Here is a 20038-nt window from a genome sequence, read left to right on the forward strand (position 1 = left end):
AAATTAAAATATTCTGGCTCTAGTAAACTCACCATCTAAAGTTGATGGAAACATCATTCATCGATCTCTTCCATATCATATGATCAGACCCGTTACCCCAAAAATCCTTCAGCCAATAATCAGGCTGCCCAAATCTTTTCATCCATATCTTCTGGGCATTGGCGTATCCGCTATCCAAACAGAATTCCTGGACACCCTTGTTTAGAAAAGTAAGGAACATGACGTTTAATAGAAATGTCCCTACACCACGTCCTTGATAATCGGGATGCACAAACACCGTTCCAATCTCATACACCTCTTTCAATGCTCCATCTGTGCAGCTGCGAATCAGTTCACTGGCAGGACCGTATTCGATGGTTCCGATGATGTCAGCATCGTTCTTTTCTGAAGCGATTAGAAAGTATCGATTCGTCCCATTAGTGTCTAAGTCACTTTTTAAGTATTGTTTCTTGCTCTCTACTTCACTTTCGATGTCATCAAGCAGCTCCGCTAAACCTTCTCTGGCAAAGGTATGCTTAATGACTGTAGAAAAAAATTGATTCAACTCATCTTTGTCTTCTATTTGTGGTCTTCTTAATTCAATGTTAAGCACTGAAATCACTCCTTGATAACCTGAAAAATCCGAGAGTCCACGTGAATCATACTACCCGCTTTTAAAAATCGTTTCCTTTCATTCAATACCAATTATTTCAAAAATCCCCAAAATAGACAATCCCCAATATTCCATAATAGACCCAAAAAAAAGCCAGGAAGAGCAACCTCTCCCTGGCTTTACTGTATAGTAATATTATTCATTATTAGCGGTTTATAGCTTTTCTCCATTTGTTGCAATCACGTCTTTATACCAGAAGAAGGACTTCTTCTTTTTGCGTTCTAATGTCCCGCTGCCGTCATCTTGTTTATCAACATAAATGAATCCATACCGCTTGGAAAATTCCCCTGAGGAAGCACTGACTAAATCGATGCAGCCCCAGCTTGTGTATCCCATTAATTCAACTCCATCTTCGATCGCTTCACCGATTGCTTTGATATGATTACGGAGAAATTCAATCCGGTAGTCATCATTGATCGAGCCGTCTTCTTCGATTTTGTCATAGGCTCCCAACCCATTTTCCACAACAAATAATGGTACCTGGTAGCGATCATATAATTTGTTCAGACTGATACGCAATCCTTCTGGATCAATCTCCCATCCCCAATCACTTGCCTTTAAGAACGGATTCTTAGTCCCCCCGATAAGATTTCCATGTGATTCTTCCAGGTCTGTCTTATCTTTCTTCTCCGTCCTCGACATATAGTAACTGAACCCAATGTAATCGACCGTACCTTCCTTCAGTAGTTCAAGATCCCCTTCCTGAATATCTAAATCAATGTTATGTTCTTTGAAATAGCGATTAATGAAAGCAGGGTATTCGCCTCTCACTTGGACATCTGCACAGTAATAGTTAAATATGCGTTCTTCCTGAAGGGCATACATCACATTTTCAGGGTCAGAATCAAACGAATATACCGGTGCATACAAGATCATACATCCAATCTGAGCCTCGGGAATAATTTCGTGGCAGGCTTTTACTGCCATGCTGCTCGCTACAAATTGATGATGGAATGCCTGGAATGTCGGCTGGTATTTGTCTTCTTCCTTTTGGATGGAGAAACCTAGCCCCTGAATGGGCATAATGAAACCACTATTGATTTCATTGAACGTCATCCAGTATTTCACTTTGTCTTTATAACGCTTGAAAATCACTTTTACATATCGTTCAAAGAAAGTGACCACTTCACGATTTCTCCAGCCGCCGTATTCCTTTACAAGATGTAAAGGCATTTCATAATGTGAAATGGTGACAACGGGTTCTATTCCATGTTTGTGCAATTCATCAAACACACGATCATAGAAAGCCAGACCTTCCTCATTTGCTTCCATCTCATTACCATTAGGAAAGATTCTTGTCCAGGCAATGGACATACGGAATACTTTGAAACCCATTTCTGCAAATAATGCAATGTCTTCCTTGTAACGATGATAGAAGTCAATAGCTTCATGGTTGGGATAACGGTACTTGTCTCGATTGATTTCAAAATGAAAACCCGGAGATTGTAAAATGTGAAGCCTTTCTTTTCCCCCTGGAAGAACATCGGCAATATTCAATCCTTTATTCCCCTCGTAAAATCCGCCTTCGATTTGGTTGGCGGCAGTTGCTCCACCCCATAAAAATTTTTTCGGGAATTGATATTGTTTCATAGGAATACCCCCAATAATTTGTCGTAAATAATGTAAATGGTATGTTCATATTAACGAGATTTTTAAAAACAGTAAATAAGATAGGATTCTCTAGTTTCGATTAACAAATCGAGTTATTCGTTACAAATATGTAACACTGTGTATCGGATGACTGGCAATGGTACAATAAGGAAGTAGCTTTTAGTAAAACTAACTGATGTTCAAAGGGGAATCTACATGTATGTTTTCTAACGAGATTATAGCTTCATTTAATGAACTCGAAACATCTATTTACAATTACATTTCTCAAAATCGTGAGAAGGTTGCCTATATGCGAATTCGTGAACTGGCAGATGAAACCCACGTCTCAACTGCGACAATTTTACGTTTTTGCAGAAAACTAAATTATGATGGTTTTTCGGAATTCAAAGTGAAGCTGAAATTGGATATAGAAGAAAACAAGAAATCGGTGATAAAAAGTTCCCAACATTCCGTACTTGAATTCTTCGAAAGAACTTTAAATAGAGATATCGAAGAAAAAATTGTAGAGGCTGTGGAAGTAATTTCATCAGCAAACAACGTGATTTTCATTGGGATAGGTAGCTCAGGTATTCTTGCTGAGTATGGTGCAAGATATTTCTCAAGCTTAGGGAAATTCTCAATGTATATTAAAGATCCTCACTTTCCGATCCATTCCAAAATCATGCAGAATAGTGTAACTATTGCATTATCCGTCTCCGGAGAAAATCATTTTACAGTCACTCATCTTAATCAACTAAAACAAGAAGGAAGTAAAATCATTAGTATCACAAACACAAAACTCTCGACTATTTCCAAAATATCCGATATCAATATTCCATATTATGTGACTGAAGAATTTATGGGAGACGCTAATATTACCACTCAAGTACCTGTGGTGTATATTTTGGAATCAATGGCCCGTGAAATTTATAAACTTAATCAATAAGGGGAATTGCATGAATAATTCAATGGATAAAATAAAAGCCCCACTCCTACAGTAATAGGAAAGGGGCTATACTCATTCGATCATTTCATCCACTCAGTATGGAAAATACCTTCTTTATCCACACGCTCATACGTATGGGCACCGAAGTAATCACGCTGAGCCTGGATCAGGTTTGCAGGCAGGGTTTCTGTGCGGTAGCTATCGTAGTAAGAAAGTGCCGCAGAGAAGCCAGGTACCGGTACACCATTTTGGACAGCTACGCTGATGACTTCGCGAAGGGCGTATTGGTAACTTTCTACGATCTCTTTGAAATAAGGATCTAAAAGAAGATTTGAAAGATTTGATTCACGGTCGTAAGCTTCTTTGATCTTTTGCAAGAATTGAGCACGGATGATGCATCCTCCACGGAAGATCATGGCGATATCCCCGTATTGAAGATCCCATTTGTATTCATCAGATGCAGAGCGCATTTGCGCAAATCCTTGAGCATAGGAACAGATTTTACTCATGTAAAGAGCTTTACGGATTGATTCAACCAATGCTTTTTTATCGCCCTGGAATGGTTTCGTGTCAGGTCCCTTTAGCATTTTGCTTGCTTTCACACGTTCCTCTTTAATGGCTGAGATGAAACGGGCAAAGACAGATTCTGTGATGATCGGTAATGAAACGCCAAGATCTAATGCACTCTGGCTTGTCCATTTTCCAGTACCTTTTTGTCCTGCTTTGTCTAGGATGACATCCACCATAGGCTTACCTGTTTCTTCGTCTTTCTTCGTGAAGATATCTGCTGTGATTTCAATCAAGTAGCTATCCAGCTCACCTTTATTCCATTCAGCAAACACCTCATGAAGTTCCTCGGCACTTAAGCCCAGGACATTTTTCATCAGGAAGTAGGATTCTGCAATGAGCTGCATATCTCCGTACTCGATGCCGTTGTGCACCATTTTCACATAGTGTCCCGCGCCATCAGGACCGATATACGTCGTACAAGGGTCTCCATCGACTTTCGCTGCAATGTCTTTCAGGATAGGAGCGACAAGGTCGTACGCTTCCTTCTGTCCACCAGGCATGATGGAAGGACCAGTAAGAGCACCTTCTTCTCCACCGGACACACCTGTTCCGATAAAGTGAATGCCAAGATCACTTAATTCATGGTTACGTCGACGCGTATCTTCGAAGAACGTATTTCCTCCGTCAATGAGAATGTCCCCTTTTTCCAGGAAGGGCTTTAATTGTTCGATGGTTGCATCAGTTGGATTTCCTGCTTTCACCATCAAGAGGATCTTCCTAGGCTTTTCTAAAGAATTAACGAATTCTTCAATCGTATATGTAGGAACGACATTCTTTCCTTCAGATTCGCTTATCATTTCATCCGTTTTTTCACTGGAACGGTTATATACAGAAACAGAGTACCCTCTGCTTTCAATATTCCAAGCTAGGTTTTTGCCCATTACGGCTAAGCCGATTACACCAATTTCTTGTTGAGACATTCAATCAACGTCCTTTCCCTTATAAAATTACTGGTTTTTAATCTCTTTTCTTAAGATAAAAAGAAAATGTACCTTTATATTTTCAAAAACCTGTTTTTGCACTCTCTTTCAATCTAACAAGAATAGAGAAGCGATGCAAATAATCCGTTTATGGAGTATGTGACCTATCTTAAGGTGTCCTCTTTTTCACGTGTCATTCTCTTAAAAAATCTTTGTTGAAGCTTGTGTCTCGCTTTGAATCAAAGGATGAATCTTTCCTTTTGTTCTTCCCTTTTACCCCTTGAGAAATGGAGTCCTTCCCAAACTTATCCTGCAGCTGGGATAAAACATTATAGAGAGGTTCTTTTTCAGCCACTTTTTTATAAGAGAATAAGTCCAGCTGCTCCGTAGCTTCACTCTTTTCCACAACATCTTGGGCGGTGACCCCCAAGAGCCTCACTGGATCTCCATCCCAGTGTTTCAGCAGTAATTCTTTAGAGTAGCGAAATAAGTCTTCTTTTTTATTAATTGGATTTTCTAACTTCTTGCTTCTTGTAATGGTTTTCCTGAATTTATCCCGGATCATCAGCTGGATCGTCATCCCCAGCACGTCTTTCTGTTGCAGACGTGAGGACACTTTCGCGCAAAGCTTCTCTATAACCGTTAAAAGCTCATGTTGATTCGTCGTATCCTTTGGTAACGTGGTGGAGTTACCGACGCTTTTATAATCATAAATCGACTCAGGGTCTACATTTCGTCGATCAATACCATTTGCACGCTCTTTGAGACGAAAGCCATTGATTCCGAGGAGTGATTTAAGTTGAATATCATTGGCGTGAGCGAGATCATTACACGTTTGAATTCCAATTGTATTGAGTTTCTGGGCGGTTTTCTCTCCAATTCCATGCATTTCAATGACAGGAAGGGGCCAAAGCTTTCCGGGGATATCACGCTTTCTTAATACGGTGATTCCCATAGGTTTCTTCATGTCGGATGCGGTTTTGGCCAAGAATTTATTAGGAGCCACCCCGATGCTGCAAGGGAGATCGAGCTGCCCTTTAATTTGGGATTGAATGTCTGACGCAATTTGAAGAGGAGTGCCTTTTTCAAAAGAATCGGTAATATCCAAATAGCCTTCGTCAATCGAGACGGGTTCAACTAATTCTGAATATTGTCTGAGGATATCAAATATTCCTTTCGAGGCTGCGCGGTAACGGTCAAAGTTAGGCGTCATGATAATGAGCTGGGGGCACAGTTTTTTGGCTTCCCAAAGAGGCATTGTCGTTTTCACTCCGAAGCTTCTCGCTTCGTAGCTGCATGTCACGATAATGCCTCGTCTCTCTTGGGGATTCCCTGCTATAGCTAATGGTTTGCCTCTCAATGTTGGGTCATAAGCCATCTCAACCGAGGCATAAAAGCTATTCATATCAACATGAAGGATCACTCGTCCGTTTTTTGGATAATGTGAGTTCATTTAAATCGCGGCTTTCTTTGTCTAATTTTGATGGGTTTTTTGCTCGTTCACGTAATCCTTTATCTCTCTAATACCTTCTAGACTCTCTACTAAAACATCGGGGTCAATCTGGGTAATGAGCGAATCTTCAAGATGAATGATTCCTGAGAAATAGTTTGTTTTTGAATACGCAAGTAAACCTACGTTTGTAAAGGAGTCATTCGGTACTTCGAGAATTTCTTTCGCTTCCTTTACGATCAAACCGATCTGCATTGTTTCTGTGTGAACGACGAGAATAAACATTCCTGTTTCTGCATCTGCATTCGTGTTATAAAGGATATTTGCTAAATCAAGGACAGGGATCAGCTCTCCTCTGACCTTTACAAGTCCCAGGACAAATGAAGGCAGATGAGGGATGGATCTCACTTCTTCCACTTTTTCAATCGAAACTACGTTCTCAATCGGTAGTGAATATTCTTCTTTTCCAGCATGAAAAACAACTACTTTCGGCATTGTATAACGTCCCCTCTTAAACTTCTGATATGTATACTATTAATGTACCATATTTTAGAAAAGTTAGGTGCTGGTTTTGAAAGAAGAAAATGTCCACGAACGAAGGATGATCTTTCGTTCGTGGACATTGGATTGTATGGGTCCTCTGTTCAGCTCCGGCGGCTAGACCCTAGAGGTCTATTCTCCCGAAACCTCTTGAATGATTGCTACAACCATTTCAGAAAGCTTGTTCAGTTCTTCAACAGGCATTCTTTCGCTCTTTGTATGGATATCTTCGTATCCTACTGCCAAGTTGACGGTCGGCACTCCGAAACCTGCGATAACGTTGGCGTCACTTCCGCCTCCGCTTGTAAGAAGCTCGCTTGGACGGCCAATTTTCTTCGCGGCTCGTTTCGCCACTTCGACTACTTCGTCACCGTCTTTAAACTTGAAGCCTGGATACATCACCTGTACTTCAACTTCCGCTTTTCCACCCATTTCTTCTGCTACGGATTCGAATGCAGCTTTCATCTTCTCTACTTGAGCTTCCATTTTTTCAGGGACCAGTGAGCGTGCTTCTGCAAGAATATCCGCTTGTTCACATACGATGTTCGTTGCTTTTCCACCTTCAAAGCGGCCGATGTTTGCAGTCGTTTCTTCGTCGATGCGGCCGAGTGGCATTTTGGAAATCGCTTTAGCTGCAATCGTGATGGCAGAAACGCCTTTTTCAGGAGCTACACCGGCATGTGCTGTTTTCCCATATATCGTTGCTCTCACTTTCGCTTGTGTAGGAGCGGCCACGATAATATTTCCGACTTTCCCATCACTATCAAGGGCGAAACCATATTTCGCTTTTACTAGAGAAGAATCCAGCGCTTTCGCTCCGACTAATCCTGATTCTTCCCCTACCGTAATGATGAACTGGATATCACCGTGGGAGATATTGTTCTCTTTAAGTACACGAACGGATTCAAGCATCGTTGCAAGTCCCGCTTTATCATCGGCTCCAAGAATGGTCGTGCCGTCAGAGTAAATATAGCCATCATCTTTAAGCGTTGGCTTAACCCCTTTTGCAGGTACAACTGTATCCATATGAGAAGTGAAGTAGATGGTATCCACGCCTTCTTTGTTCCCTTTCAACGTACAGATCAGGTTTCCGGCACCGTGGCCCGTTTCACCCATCGTGTCATCTTCAAATACCTCTACTCCCAGATCAGAGAATTTTCGCTTTAATACTTTCGCGATTTCCGCTTCTTCCTTCGTTTCAGAATCGATTTGAACCAATTCCAGGAATTCATTTAGTAAACGTTCATGATTAATCATTTAGTCGACCTCCACAAATATGTATTCACTTATAGTATAGCGTGAATAGGCAGGTTCAACAAATGGTATCGCTTCTACAATGGAATATTTCCGTGCTTTTTCTTTGGTCTCTCTTCCCGTTTATTTCTCATCATTTCCAATCCTTGAATCAATTTGATTCGGGTTTCACGAGGATCTATGACGTCATCCACCATTCCACGGGACGCTGCCACATATGGATTAGCGAATTTCTCACGGTACTCTTCAATCTTCTGCGCGCGGAGCTGTTCAGGATTCTCACTGCCCGCAATTTCCCTTGCAAAAATAATATTCGCTGCTCCCTGCGGACCCATGACGGCAATTTCTGCATTAGGCCATGCAAAAACTAAATCAGCCCCGATGGACTTACTGTTTAGGGCAACATAAGCACCTCCATAGGCTTTTCGTAAAATCACCGTCATTTTTGGAACCGTAGCTTCTGAATAGGCATAGAGGATTTTCGCACCGTGACGGATGATCCCGCCATGTTCCTGCTTGATTCCAGGGAAGAAGCCAGTTACATCTTCAAACGTGATCAATGGGATATTGAAGGAATCACAGAATCTGATAAAACGGGCTGCTTTGTCAGAGGAGTCAATGTCGAGACCTCCTGCCATGAATTTTGGCTGATTACAGACAAGTCCTACGACCTCTCCTTTTATTCGGGCCAGCCCTACGACAATATTTTTCGCAAATTCTTTTTGAACCTCCATAAAGCTGTCTTTATCCACGATTTCATTGATGACCGTGCGGACGTCGTAAGGACGGATAGCATCGAATGGAATCAGGTCCGTTAAATTTCCACGATAATCATCTTCTTCATCCACTTCCAAACGAGGAGGCTTCTCCTCATTATTTTGTGGTAAATACGCTAATAGTCTTCGAACCTCGAGAAGCACTTCTTCTTCAGTTTTCCCTCTGAAATGAGCATTCCCGCTGATGGAGTTATGGACCTTCGCACCGCCTAAATCTTCTGAGCTGATTTTCTCACCGGTAACTGTTTCAATTACTTTAGGTCCTGTGATGAACATTTGACTTGTATCATCTACCATAAACACAAAATCCGTGATCGCAGGGGAATAAACCGCTCCTCCTGCGCAAGGTCCCATAATCACTGAGATTTGTGGAATCACTCCGGAATAAATGGAGTTTCGATAGAAGATATGTCCGTATCCATCTAAAGAAACGACGCCTTCTTGAATTCTTGCACCACCAGAATCATTTAATCCAATGAAAGGCGCACCATTTTTGACTGCCAGATCCATGACATGTGAAATCTTCTTCGCATGCATTTCCCCCAATGCGCCGCCAAATACCGTGAAATCCTGAGAAAATAAGTAGATGGGTTTTCCATTTACTTTTCCATAACCTGTAACGACTCCATCTCCAGGGCCCTGAACCCCGTCCAGTCCAAAGTCTGAACAGCGATGCTCAATGAATGGATTCAGCTCAACAAAGCTCCCCGGATCCACTAAAATATCGATTCGTTCTCTCGCAGTCAGTTTCCCTTTTTCGTGCTGCTTATCTATTTTTTTATCTCCGCCGCCTAATTCTACTTCTCTTCTGCGATCATACAATTCATTAATCTTTTCATAGATATCCATTATGTTACTCCCCTTTGATGTTTGATTTATCACATAGTTCATATAGTACACCGTGCGCTGACTTTGGATGCATGAAGGCAACAGCAGCTCCGCCAGCCCCCGTTTTTGGGGTTTCGTTGATCATCCGGACTCCATTGGCTTGCAGTTCCTTGATCCGTTTTTCAATTCCTTCGACACCAAAGGCAATATGGTGAATGCCTTCTCCCTTTTTTTCAATGAACTTGGCAATCGGACTTTCTTTATGTAGTGGTTCAAGTAACTCAAGCTTAATATTTCCACCATCAATAAATGCTACTTTCACACCTTGATTTCCCACCTCTTCGATCTTGACGAGTGAAAGCCCAAGAGTATCTTCGTATAATGGAAGAACATTGTCTATTGATGATACTGCTATTCCGATATGGTCTACCTTTTTCATCCCTATCATCCCCCTGTTGTTTACATGCTCCACCCGTATAGTATTCGATAGATGTTGTCGAATTCCCTCCTAATCCGGCGAATAATTAAAGCGTTTTCTTTTATGCCAATGGTTGTTTTCTCTCACTATTCACGATAAAATAGAGTTGAAAATCACCACATGTTCAGGTGAGATGGAGAATGGAGAGATACAATGGGCAATAAAAAATTACAAAAAATAATTGTTTTTGTCATGCTATTTGCGATGATTGCATCGACGATCATGGCAGGACTGACTTTCTTATTATAGAAAACAAAGGATCTGCTTTTCGACTCAGTCGATAAGCAGATCCTTTTTATTTTATCGCACCGTGATCTTTTCCCAGCTGATAGAAGCTTTTGTTCGTTTTGACGACTAGAACCTTTGTTCCGACAGGCACATGATCAAACAGATATTCAACATGCTTGTTGTGCATTCGAATGCATCCGTTTGAGATATATTTGCCTATACTTGAAGGTTGATTCGTTCCGTGGATTCCATAGATCCTTCCGTCTGTCCCCTTGGCGTCAAATCCGATCCATCTTGAACCCAATGGATTCCGCGGGTCTCCCCCCGGAATATTCTTCTTACGGTAATAAGGATTCTTGGCTTTGACTGTTACATTAAATAGTCCTTCCGGGGTGAGGGTCGTCGTTTTCCCTGTTGCTACCGGGAATAAGCGCTGAACCTTTCCGTCGTCGATGTAAGCTAATTGATTCCTTTCCTTGTTCACGATAATTATCGGATCCCCGGGCAGTGGATTCCTTCCAAGTGGCCATATGGGAGAAGCGAACAAGATAATGGCAAGAAGTATACGCATCCTATCACCTTTTTTCATGTTTTAGGTGTAGTTTACTTCCCTTTGATCATTTTCATCCTTCTTTATTCCTTTAAACGAACTTTTCAGAAGAAGATACTGCTCCATCTCTTGAACAAATTGATAGAGAGCGGCGCGGGTTTCAAATTCTTCCCTCGTCTTCGGTAAATCCATCTGTTCAAACTCCACTTTCATATCGTACAATTTTTTCAAATAAAACAGGGCCGTGTTTCCCGGATGTATGTGATCACTAAGCTCATCCAGAAATTCTGCAATCCGATGTCCCTGCTCTACCGTCAATGAGATCGATGTCGCAATCGGTAAAATACGCTGTAGGATTTCGAACTGTTTTTCCCTCATTTTAAAATACAAATAATATAAGTTCTCATGTCGTAAAAAGTGATTTTCAACATCTTTGAATGCTATGGTCTTCGCTTCTTTAAGTAATTGTTCTGTTTCAGTGATTTCTTTCCCATCCCATTGGCTATCATTTGTTCGCAGGTAGTTGATCATTTCACAAAAGATTTTATAGAAATTGGCTTCGATCTTTTCTTGATATTCGATCATCTTTTTATCAACGCTTGGCATATACAAATTCATAACAAGAGCGATTCCGATTCCAATCACAATGATCCCTAATTCATTTTGAAAAAGCCCGGGGGTCACGTTACCTGCCGAATAAATATGTAGAATGATAACGGAACTGGTGACTATTCCTTCTTTGATATTCAGGGCTACCGTAATCGGAATGAACACAAGTAATAACAAGCCGATTACGGCAGGATGATAGGCAACGAACTCAAAGAACGCAGCCGAAATCACCATGGCAATCACACAGGCCAGGAAACGGCTCCATGAAGCGTTAACCGATTTCTTCTTCGTGTTCTGAATGCACAGTATCGTCAAAATCCCGGCTGATACAAAGTTATCCAGCTGAAACCACTGTGCAATGCTGATCGCAACGGCTGTGCCGATTCCAGTCTTAAGTGTTCGATACCCGATTCGAAACATTCATCTTTCTCCTAACTCTTTCTATTTTTTAGCTACTTAAGAATACCATAATGGCCTTGAACAAAAAAAGGAGGATTAACGATTCTGTTCGTTAATCCTTCCATTATTTACAGTATTTTCTCTAAGAATTCTTTTCCCCGGTCGCTTTGAGGGTTTGAGAAAAACGGAAGAGGCTCTCCTTCTTCGATGATCTTTCCATCATCCATTAATAAGACTCTATCTGCCACTTCCCTTGCAAAGCCCATTTCATGTGTCACAATAATCATCGTCATCCCTGAATGAGCAAGTGACTTCATGACTTCCAGCACCTCTTTGACCATTTCCGGATCCAGTGCAGATGTGGGTTCGTCAAAAAGCATCACTTTCGGTTCCATTGCAAGTGCCCTTGCAATCGCTACACGCTGCTTTTGGCCTCCTGATAAACGGTTTGGATATTCATCACTTTTTTCTTTCAAACCGACTTTTGTTAGAAGGTCCGTCCCTAATTTTTTTGCTTCTGTTCTGTTGAGCCCCTTCACTTTCACTGGAGAGTAGATCACGTTTTCCAACGCTGTCATATGAGGAAAAAGATGAAAATGTTGAAATACCATCCCTATATCTTGTCTCACTTTGCTTATATTTTTGCTTTTCACAACAGTTTCTTCAAAGTATATCGATCCTGAAGTTGGTTCCTCTAAATAATTCAGGCAGCGGAGAAGGGTGGATTTCCCGGAACCGGAAGGACCGATTAATGCGACAACCTCCCCTTTTTCTACGGAGAAATCGATACCTTTCAATACTTGTAGCTTTCCGAACGACTTTGTAATCTTTTCTGCTTTAATCATTTCCACGTAGTCTCCCTTCCAGCGCTTTCCCTAATAAAGTTAGAATCATGACAAGCACATAATAGATCAGTCCTGCAAATAAGAGTGGCTCGAAAAAGGAATACAAATCACTACCTACCATATACGAACGTCTCATCACGTCGGCTGCCCCGATAACAGTGACGATGGCAGATTCCTTCGTAAGGGTGATAAATTCGTTCATTAATGCAGGCAAGATGTTTTTGATGGCCTGAGGAAGAATCACATCTTTCATCATCAAACGATATGGAACCCCAAGAGCCATGGCCGCTTCCTTTTGCCCTTTATCCACTGCATTGATTCCCGCCCGGATGATCTCGGAAATATAGGCAGCTGAATTAAGGGAAAAAGAAAGGATGGCTGCTGTATACGGTTCGATCTGAGTTCCAAAAAGCTGAGGCGAACCGTAAAAGATGATCATTAATTGCAGAACTAAAGGAGTCCCTCTAAAAACCGATGTATAAATATCTGCAAGTAATGTTAAAGGTTTGATGGAACTTATTTTACAAAGAGCAAGCAGAATACCGAATGCAAATCCAAGTATTCCTGCCAACCCGACAATTTTAAGAGTGACCTTCAATCCTTCCAAAATAAAAGGAATCGAAGGGATCAGTTGTTGAAAATCAAGCGGCATTGTATTCTCCTCCAATCATGCTGGTGACTGTTAAATAGGAAGGGCTAACCGATGATGGGTTAGCCCTTCTATCAATCTACTGTTCTACGTCAAACCACTTTTCAGCCAGTTTATCCAAATCTCCATTTTCTTCGAGCTTTTTCAATGCATCGTTGAATTCACTTGTAAGCTCACTGTCCTTTGGAAATGCAACGGCAGAACCGGCCTCTTCTTCGTTCACGTCCATTGCATTTCCTTGAAGTTCTTCATTTTTATCCAAATAACCATTTGCTACTGTATTTTCTATGATAATGGCATCAAAACGTCCATTTTGCAGATCCTGTATCAGCTCAGGAATACGGTTACGGGTCTCTACTTTTAATTGGATGGATGTGGAAAGTTCTTCTGCAGCATCCTGTTGGATGGAACCTAACTGAACACCAACTGTCTTCCCTTCAAGATCCTTTTCGCTTTGAATTCCGCTCTCTTTTGTTGAGATGATCATATCTTTTGCTGTGTAGTATACATCACTGAAGTCAACGTTTTTTTGTCGGTCAGGAGTGGGTGTCATGGCTGATAACACAAAGTCTACTTGTCCCGTCTTAAGAGCTGATATTAAACCGCTGAATTCCATATCCTTAATCTCTATTTTATAGCCTAGTTCTTCTGCAAGCATATTAGCTAAATCAATGTCGTACCCGATGATTTCATCACTGTTTGCTGTGTCGACGTATTCAAATGGTTTATAGTCCGCCGACGTACCCATGATCAGTTTCTTTGATTCACCTGAAGCGGTGTGTTCATTCTCTTCTCCTGCACCACACGCAGCAAGAGTAGTAGAAACGATTAATACAAATATAAGAGATAATAGCTTTTTCATTGTAGTTCCTCCTTGGTTAGTGTGTATAAATATAATATATAATGTATATTAATTACTATATTCACATTGTAGCAGAGATAAATATTTATTCAATAGTTTTTATAGTTATCCATAATTGTTTATATATTCTGAAAATATAAGTGCTTATTTCGCTAGGTTTTAGCGTTGTATAGAAGAAGTAAAGAAATATACCGAATTTATTTCATTCATAATATATGCATAGTTAGAAAACAAAAATATCCGTCCGAACACAGAAAAAAACCCGTCAGGATTCCTACACAACATCCACCTAAAGCAGATATTCATGTAAGGATCCTAACGGGTCTCACTCTCTTACTTACACTTCTTCACAATACTGATTGAAATAAGATTGAATTTTGTTCACAACCGACATTGGGTCGTGACCTTCAATTTCATGTCTTTCTACCATCGTCAATAGCTTTCCGTCTTTTAATAGAGCAAATGACGGTGAAGATGGCGGGTAGCCGGTAAAGTAGCTGCGTGCTTTTGCAGTGGCTTCTTTATCTTGACCGGCGAAAACCGTTACTAATTGATCTGGTCGTTTATCATAATGAATGGAATGAGCTGCTGCTGGACGTGCGATCCCTCCGGCGCATCCACAAACGGAGTTGATCATCACAAGTGTTGTACCTTCTTTAGTGAAAGCTTGATCTACTTCTTCTTCAGTTGTTAGCTGAGTATAACCGGCTTGTTCGATTTCTTGACGAGCCTGGCGAACAACATCATTCATAAATAAATTGAAATCTATATCCATGCTTGAACTCTCCTTTTAATCGCTGACTTAATCATTCTCCATAAAAACAGGAATTTTGATGTACCCCTATCATAACAATTTCAAACCCTATGTTTCAATTAAAATTAACTAATCCATTCAATGAATTGCTCCTTTATACAGCTTTAGCAATTCTTCTACTGCCTGAGAAGTCGTAAAGTCTCCTTCTTTCACTCTATTTTCCATGCGAGGGAGGGCAGACTTTATGTTTTGATGAAAAAAGAAGTCTGAGAGAACTCTTTCTTTCAACATCGTATGAAACCATTCCTGCTTTTGGAGAAGTCGTCTTTCTTCAAAGACTCCCTGTTCTTTTGATTGCTTCTCGAACTCTTGAATCACATTCCACAGTTCTTTTAATCCCTCATTTTTCAAGGCAGAACAGGTATAAGCCTTTGAGCTCCAGCCTTTAGTAGCGGGAATCAAAAAGTGCAGGATTTGGTTCAGCTCTCTTCTTGTTTTCTCGGCGAGAGGTTTATTCTTTCCATCTGCTTTATTGACTAGTAATGCATCGGCAAGCTCCATGATCCCCTTTTTCATGCCTTGAAGCTCGTCCCCGGCTCCTGTGATGACGAGCAGGAGGAAGAAATCCACCATTTGCCTCACCATCACTTCACTTTGACCCACTCCAACGGTTTCAATGATCATCAGATCATATCCGGCCGCTTCGCATAAAAGAAGCGTTTCATTGGTTTTCCTGTGTACTCCACCAAGTGTTCCTGCAGTGGGGGAAGGTCGTACAAAAGCACGGGGGTTTTTAGATAATTGTTCCATCCTTGTTTTATCCCCCAGAATACTGCCCCCTGAAATAGAAGAGCTGGGGTCGATCGCAAGGACGGCAACTCGGAGGCCCTGCTCACATAACATCTCCCCGAACGTTTCTATGAATGTACTTTTACCGGCTCCCGGCACACCTGTAATGCCGATCCGGAAGCTGTTACCCGTATAGGGCAAGAGCTCCTGCAAAAGTTCCTGTCCCATGGCATAATGCTGCTCTGCATTGCTTTCAATCAGTGTGATGGCCTTCGCCAAGTAGCTACGGTCGCCATTCAAGACCCCGTTCTTCAATTCGGTAATCGATACAGAATCCTTTTTCTTCTTCACAAACCGCTTCTTTCGCCCTGAGTCATGCACTGCCATTATTCAGCCACTTCCTCATAGCCCAGCACTTCATATATTTCTTTGATGACTTTTTGTGCAGCGACAGGTATGATCGTCCCTGGTCCAAAAACGGCAGAAGCACCGTTATTCAATAGGAAGTCATAATCCTTAGCCGGAATCACTCCACCAATGACAACGAGAATGTCTTCTCTGCCTAATTTCTTTAGTTCCGCTACCAGTTGAGGCAGGAGTGTTTTATGTCCTGCGGCTAATGAACTTACACCGATGACATGCACGTCATTTTCAACTGCTTGCAAAGCCGTTTCTTCAGGCGTTTGGAACAATGGTCCGATATCCACATCAAAGCCAAGGTCTGCGAACGCCGTGCTGATCACTTTAGCACCTCTGTCATGCCCATCCTGTCCCATCTTCGCTATTAGGATACGCGGTCTTCTTCCTTCGTTTTCCAAAAATTCTTCTGTCATCTCTTTTACGACGTTGATTTCTTGTTCATTTGAAAAATTCGAACTGTACACCCCACTTATACTCCTGATCGTTGCTTTATGTCGTCCTGATACTTTTTCAATGGCATCAGATATTTCTCCCAGTGTCGCCCTGGCTCTCGCTGCCTCTACCGCTTTTTCTAGAAGATTCCCTTCTCCTGATTCTGCTACAAGCGTTAATGCCTCGAGCGTTTCGATTACTCTATCTTCATTTCGTTCTTCTTTTAACATTTGAATTCGCTCAATTTGCTTTTGTCTTACAACTGTATTATCAATGTCCAGTGTTTCAATCGGGTCTTCCTTTTCCAGGCGATACTTATTTACCCCGACAATCGCTTCATCCCCCGAATCAATCATGGCCTGTCTTCTCGCAGCCGCTTCCTCGATTCGCATTTTCGGCAATCCTGTTTCAATCGCCTTGGTCATTCCGCCAAGTTCTTCGATTTCTTCGATATGTTCCCAGGCCTTCTCCATCAGCTGATCGGTCAAGGATTCAACATAATGTGAACCTGCCCATGGATCAATCACTTTCGTAATACCGGTTTCCTCTTGAAGGTATAGCTGTGTATTACGTGCGATCCGCGCAGAGAAGTCTGTCGGCAGGGCAATCGCTTCGTCCAATGCATTGGTATGAAGGGATTGAGTATGACCCATAGCAGCCGCGTGCGCCTCAAGTAATGTACGAATGACATTATTATACGGATCCTGCTCCGTTAAGCTCCAGCCGGACGTTTGGGAGTGGGTTCTGAGCGCCAACGATTTCGGATTCTTAGGATTGAATGTTTTCATCATTTTCGCCCAAATTCTCCGCGCCGCCCTCATTTTGGCCACTTCCATGAAATAATTCATGCCAATGGCCCAGAAGAATGAGAGTCTTGGTGCGAAGGAGTCGATATCGATCCCTGCCTGCAGACCTGTCCGCACATACTCAAGACCATCCGCAAGCGTATAAGCCAACTCAATATCGGCAGGTGCTCCCGCTTCTTGCATGTGATACCCGGAAATACTGATGCTATTAAACTTCGGCATATGTTTGGACGTATACTCAAAAATGTCAGCAATAATCTTCATGGATGTTCCAGGAGGATAAATATAGGTGTTCCGAACCATATACTCTTTTAAAATATCATTTTGAATCGTACCGGACAGCTTCTCCTGCGAAACGCCCTGTTCTTCTGCCGTGACGATATAAAATGCAAGAATGGGTAGCACCGCTCCGTTCATCGTCATGGAAACAGACATTTGATCAAGAGGTATTCCATCAAACAGAATCTTCATGTCCAGAATCGAATCGATGGCCACTCCCGCTTTTCCTACATCCCCTACTACCCGGGGATGATCGGAATCATAGCCACGATGAGTTGCTAAATCAAAAGCGACAGACAGGCCTTTTTGACCCATACTTAAGTTTCTTCTATAAAACGCATTGCTTTCTTCTGCTGTTGAAAATCCTGCATATTGCCTTACCGTCCAAGGACGATTCACATACATCGTCGGGTACGGTCCCCTTGTATAAGGAGCCAAGCCTGGAAGGTCTTCTCCATGAGATATATCCTTTGAGTCTTGTTCTGAATAAAGAGATTTAATGACAATCTTCTCATTTGTCTCATAGGTGCTGCCTGTTAAAGAAATATCATTCGTTCTCGCTTCTTTCGAATAAGGGTTGATTTCTTGCCAATCAGGCTTTGTCATTGTCAGTTCCCTCCTCCCAGATGGTTAATAGCTCTTCTACTTTTTTAAGTATGTTTTGCTTGTTGTATATGGAGCCATTCAGTCCAAGACGAACCCACTCACTATCATGTTCATCAGGTATTTTCCCTGCTATGTCAATCACAATGGTCGAATCAATATGATGAATGGACTCAATCAGCATGGGCAGTTTGTCTTGATATTCTTCTTCATTTCCACAAACCACATAGTATGGATAACGGGTTTCTTCCACAAATTGAAGGACATCTTCCTTAGAGAAGCACTCTTTGCTTTGATTCGCATGAATGCCCCCCGTTGCTAAAAACCCTTTCACAAAATCAGCCCGGTGCTTATGGGTCTTCAACTTCCCTAATCCTATTAAACCTGCCACAGGTTTCCTTGCCAGCTTATGTGTCCTTTCTCTTAATCTTTCAAAAGGAAGTGACAATCGCTTACCCACATTTGATGATGGAGCTTGAAATGGCTCCTCAAGATTCGCATAGATATTCGTCCCGATCATCGAGTTCTTTCTTGTGGCTAAATCATGAATACGTGACTCTCTCACTCTATTTACTTTTTCATGAATGGAACCATTTTTCAAACAGGCAAGAATCCCCCCACCCCCATCAACGTCCTGAAATTCTTTCCATGCTAGCTTCCCTACCTCTTCTGATAACCATTCTACATAATAAGAACCGCCTCCAGGGTCCACCACTTTATCCAGATGAGCCTCTTCACCGAGGATAAGTTGAGTATTCCGGGCAATTCTCTCAGAAAATGCGTTCACTTCTCCACCCACTTCATTGAAAGGTGCAACCAGAAGATAATCGACTCCTGCAAGAACCGCAGAGAAAGCTTCTCCACCCCCGCGAAGCATATTGACATACGGATCAAGCGTGGATTTGTTCAATTGAGACGTTTCCGCACTGCAGCTGACAGAATTCGCGATCGCTTGTTCTGAAAGTCCATAAGAGGATAATATCTCTTGCCACAATTTCTTAAAAGCTCTGATTTTGGCTATTTCCATGAAGAAATGGCTGCCAACTGAAAAGTGAAAATGCATCTTCCCAGCAATCTTTTCAATAGTCCATCCTTTTTCCTGAAGTGTTTCAATATAAGCGATCCCTTCACTCAGGCCGTATGCCAACTCCTGCGTGGCACTCGCTCCACTATTATGGTACAGGGCAGAATTAATGATTATGGTCTTCAGATTAGGCAGTTGCTTGTCTACGTCTTTTACAACCTCCAACCAACCTTCAAACATATGCTCCCGATTTTCATTTATTGGATCAAAGCCCATCACACCTTTGATTTCCTTCAGTTCAGGAATTTCCATCATTCGCTGAATAGAGAAAGCTGTCTTTTTTTCAATAGAAAAGACAGGGGTCTCTAACTCAACGACTTCTTTTATAAATTGATCGAAGCCTTCTATTATGTCTAAGTCACCTACTTGAAATGAAACACAGTTCTGTCCCCGGGATAATGCATCCTTCATTGCAGAGGTGAGTTCTTCCCAAGAACCCCTTTTGATCGGTTGAGCGATGAACCATTTTGGAGCCCGCTCCAACTTCCCTTCAACATTAGGGATATAAGCATTCACCCTATCCACTCCAGGTAAATCATCCTTCGTGTATAACGGTTTAAGTTCAATATTTTCATAGGTTTTTGTATGTAAGGAACGAATTCCTTTCCCCTTTAACGCTTTTTCAGCTGCTTCTTGCCATTCTGTAAGTGTTCCTCGACTGAATGATTGAACTTTCATATCATTAAGCTTCATAATACCCCTCTTTCGACCTGCATTATTGTAAT

Annotated in this window: 19 protein-coding genes; 2 read left to right on the forward strand and 17 right to left on the reverse strand. The window is 41.7% G+C overall.

From position 1 onward, the window contains the following. Window positions 1-28: 28 nt before the first annotated feature. Both AC6CIB_RS19840 and AC6CIB_RS19845 read right to left on the reverse strand, forming a co-directional pair. A complete protein-coding gene (locus AC6CIB_RS19840) occupies window positions 29-592 on the reverse strand; it encodes a GNAT family N-acetyltransferase (RefSeq protein WP_498283624.1) in 564 nt (187 codons plus the stop codon). Window positions 593-805: 213 nt separating this feature from the next. Next, entirely contained in the window at window positions 806-2242 is a 1437-nt protein-coding gene (locus tag AC6CIB_RS19845) for a glycoside hydrolase family 1 protein (protein WP_498283626.1), read from the reverse strand. Window positions 2243-2462: 220 nt separating this feature from the next. Here AC6CIB_RS19845 and AC6CIB_RS19850 point away from each other — a divergent pair, with 220 nt between their 5' ends. Beyond that, window positions 2463-3188, forward strand: coding sequence for a MurR/RpiR family transcriptional regulator (locus AC6CIB_RS19850; protein WP_498283628.1), 726 nt, complete (start codon window positions 2463-2465; stop codon window positions 3186-3188). An 80-nt stretch (window positions 3189-3268) separates the two neighbouring features. Here AC6CIB_RS19850 and gnd read toward each other — a convergent pair whose 3' ends face one another. The 6 genes from gnd to mce all read right to left on the reverse strand — a co-directional run bounded on the left by gnd (window position 3269) and on the right by mce (window position 9965). Beyond that, window positions 3269-4678: an NADP-dependent phosphogluconate dehydrogenase gene (gene gnd / locus AC6CIB_RS19855; protein ID WP_498283630.1), complete on the reverse strand. Its 1410-nt coding sequence runs from the start codon at window positions 4676-4678 to the stop codon at window positions 3269-3271. A gap of 193 nt (window positions 4679-4871) precedes the next feature. Next, window positions 4872-6131, reverse strand: a complete 1260-nt coding sequence (locus AC6CIB_RS19860; RefSeq protein WP_498283632.1) for a DNA polymerase IV — start codon at window positions 6129-6131, stop codon at window positions 4872-4874. A gap of 21 nt (window positions 6132-6152) precedes the next feature. Beyond that, window positions 6153-6623, reverse strand: coding sequence for a chemotaxis protein CheW (locus tag AC6CIB_RS19865; protein WP_498283634.1), 471 nt, complete (start codon window positions 6621-6623; stop codon window positions 6153-6155). 177 nt (window positions 6624-6800) lie between these two features. Beyond that, window positions 6801-7925 carry a tripeptidase T gene (locus AC6CIB_RS19870; protein ID WP_498283636.1) on the reverse strand — a complete coding sequence of 375 codons (1125 nt, stop codon included), beginning with the start codon at window positions 7923-7925 and terminating at the stop codon, window positions 6801-6803. Between the two features lie 74 nt (window positions 7926-7999). After that, complete coding sequence (locus tag AC6CIB_RS19875; protein ID WP_498283638.1) at window positions 8000-9547, reverse strand: acyl-CoA carboxylase subunit beta; 1548 nt, start codon at window positions 9545-9547, stop codon at window positions 8000-8002. A 4-nt stretch (window positions 9548-9551) separates the two neighbouring features. Further along, complete coding sequence (gene mce, locus AC6CIB_RS19880; protein ID WP_498283640.1) at window positions 9552-9965, reverse strand: methylmalonyl-CoA epimerase; 414 nt, start codon at window positions 9963-9965, stop codon at window positions 9552-9554. A 192-nt stretch (window positions 9966-10157) separates the two neighbouring features. Here mce and prli42 point away from each other — a divergent pair, with 192 nt between their 5' ends. Further along, complete coding sequence (gene prli42, locus AC6CIB_RS19885) at window positions 10158-10253, forward strand: stressosome-associated protein Prli42 (RefSeq protein ID WP_148969555.1); 96 nt, start codon at window positions 10158-10160, stop codon at window positions 10251-10253. A gap of 46 nt (window positions 10254-10299) precedes the next feature. On the opposite strand, the gene AC6CIB_RS19890 is transcribed toward prli42, so the two are convergent. The 9 genes from AC6CIB_RS19890 to AC6CIB_RS19930 form a co-directional block, all read right to left on the reverse strand. Continuing rightward, window positions 10300-10803, reverse strand: coding sequence for a L,D-transpeptidase (locus tag AC6CIB_RS19890; protein ID WP_498283642.1), 504 nt, complete (start codon window positions 10801-10803; stop codon window positions 10300-10302). Between the two features lie 21 nt (window positions 10804-10824). Beyond that, window positions 10825-11811 (reverse strand): aromatic acid exporter family protein, encoded by a 987-nt coding sequence (locus AC6CIB_RS19895; protein ID WP_498283644.1) that lies wholly within the window; start codon window positions 11809-11811, stop codon window positions 10825-10827. 107 nt (window positions 11812-11918) lie between these two features. Next, window positions 11919-12635 carry an amino acid ABC transporter ATP-binding protein gene (locus AC6CIB_RS19900; RefSeq protein WP_498283646.1) on the reverse strand — a complete coding sequence of 239 codons (717 nt, stop codon included), beginning with the start codon at window positions 12633-12635 and terminating at the stop codon, window positions 11919-11921. Further along, window positions 12628-13287, reverse strand: a complete 660-nt coding sequence (locus AC6CIB_RS19905; protein WP_148969559.1) for an amino acid ABC transporter permease — start codon at window positions 13285-13287, stop codon at window positions 12628-12630. Before AC6CIB_RS19905 ends, AC6CIB_RS19900 begins: the two co-directional genes overlap by 8 nt. Window positions 13288-13363: 76 nt before the next feature. After that, the gene (locus tag AC6CIB_RS19910; RefSeq protein ID WP_498283648.1) at window positions 13364-14146 is read right to left on the reverse strand and encodes a transporter substrate-binding domain-containing protein; all 783 of its coding nucleotides are present in this window, start codon (window positions 14144-14146) and stop codon (window positions 13364-13366) included. A gap of 337 nt (window positions 14147-14483) precedes the next feature. Next, window positions 14484-14921, reverse strand: coding sequence for a BrxA/BrxB family bacilliredoxin (locus AC6CIB_RS19915; protein ID WP_498283650.1), 438 nt, complete (start codon window positions 14919-14921; stop codon window positions 14484-14486). A 117-nt stretch (window positions 14922-15038) separates the two neighbouring features. Beyond that, complete coding sequence (gene meaB / locus AC6CIB_RS19920; protein WP_498283652.1) at window positions 15039-16076, reverse strand: methylmalonyl Co-A mutase-associated GTPase MeaB; 1038 nt, start codon at window positions 16074-16076, stop codon at window positions 15039-15041. Beyond that, window positions 16076-18232 carry a methylmalonyl-CoA mutase gene (gene scpA, locus AC6CIB_RS19925; protein ID WP_498283654.1) on the reverse strand — a complete coding sequence of 719 codons (2157 nt, stop codon included), beginning with the start codon at window positions 18230-18232 and terminating at the stop codon, window positions 16076-16078. Before scpA ends, meaB begins: the two co-directional genes overlap by 1 nt. Then, window positions 18219-20006 (reverse strand): methylmalonyl-CoA mutase family protein, encoded by a 1788-nt coding sequence (locus tag AC6CIB_RS19930; RefSeq protein ID WP_498283656.1) that lies wholly within the window; start codon window positions 20004-20006, stop codon window positions 18219-18221. The genes scpA and AC6CIB_RS19930 overlap by 14 nt, the downstream gene beginning before the upstream one ends. Window positions 20007-20038: the final 32 nt, after the last annotated feature.

The organism is Rossellomorea sp. GQ25, from assembly GCF_059758515.1.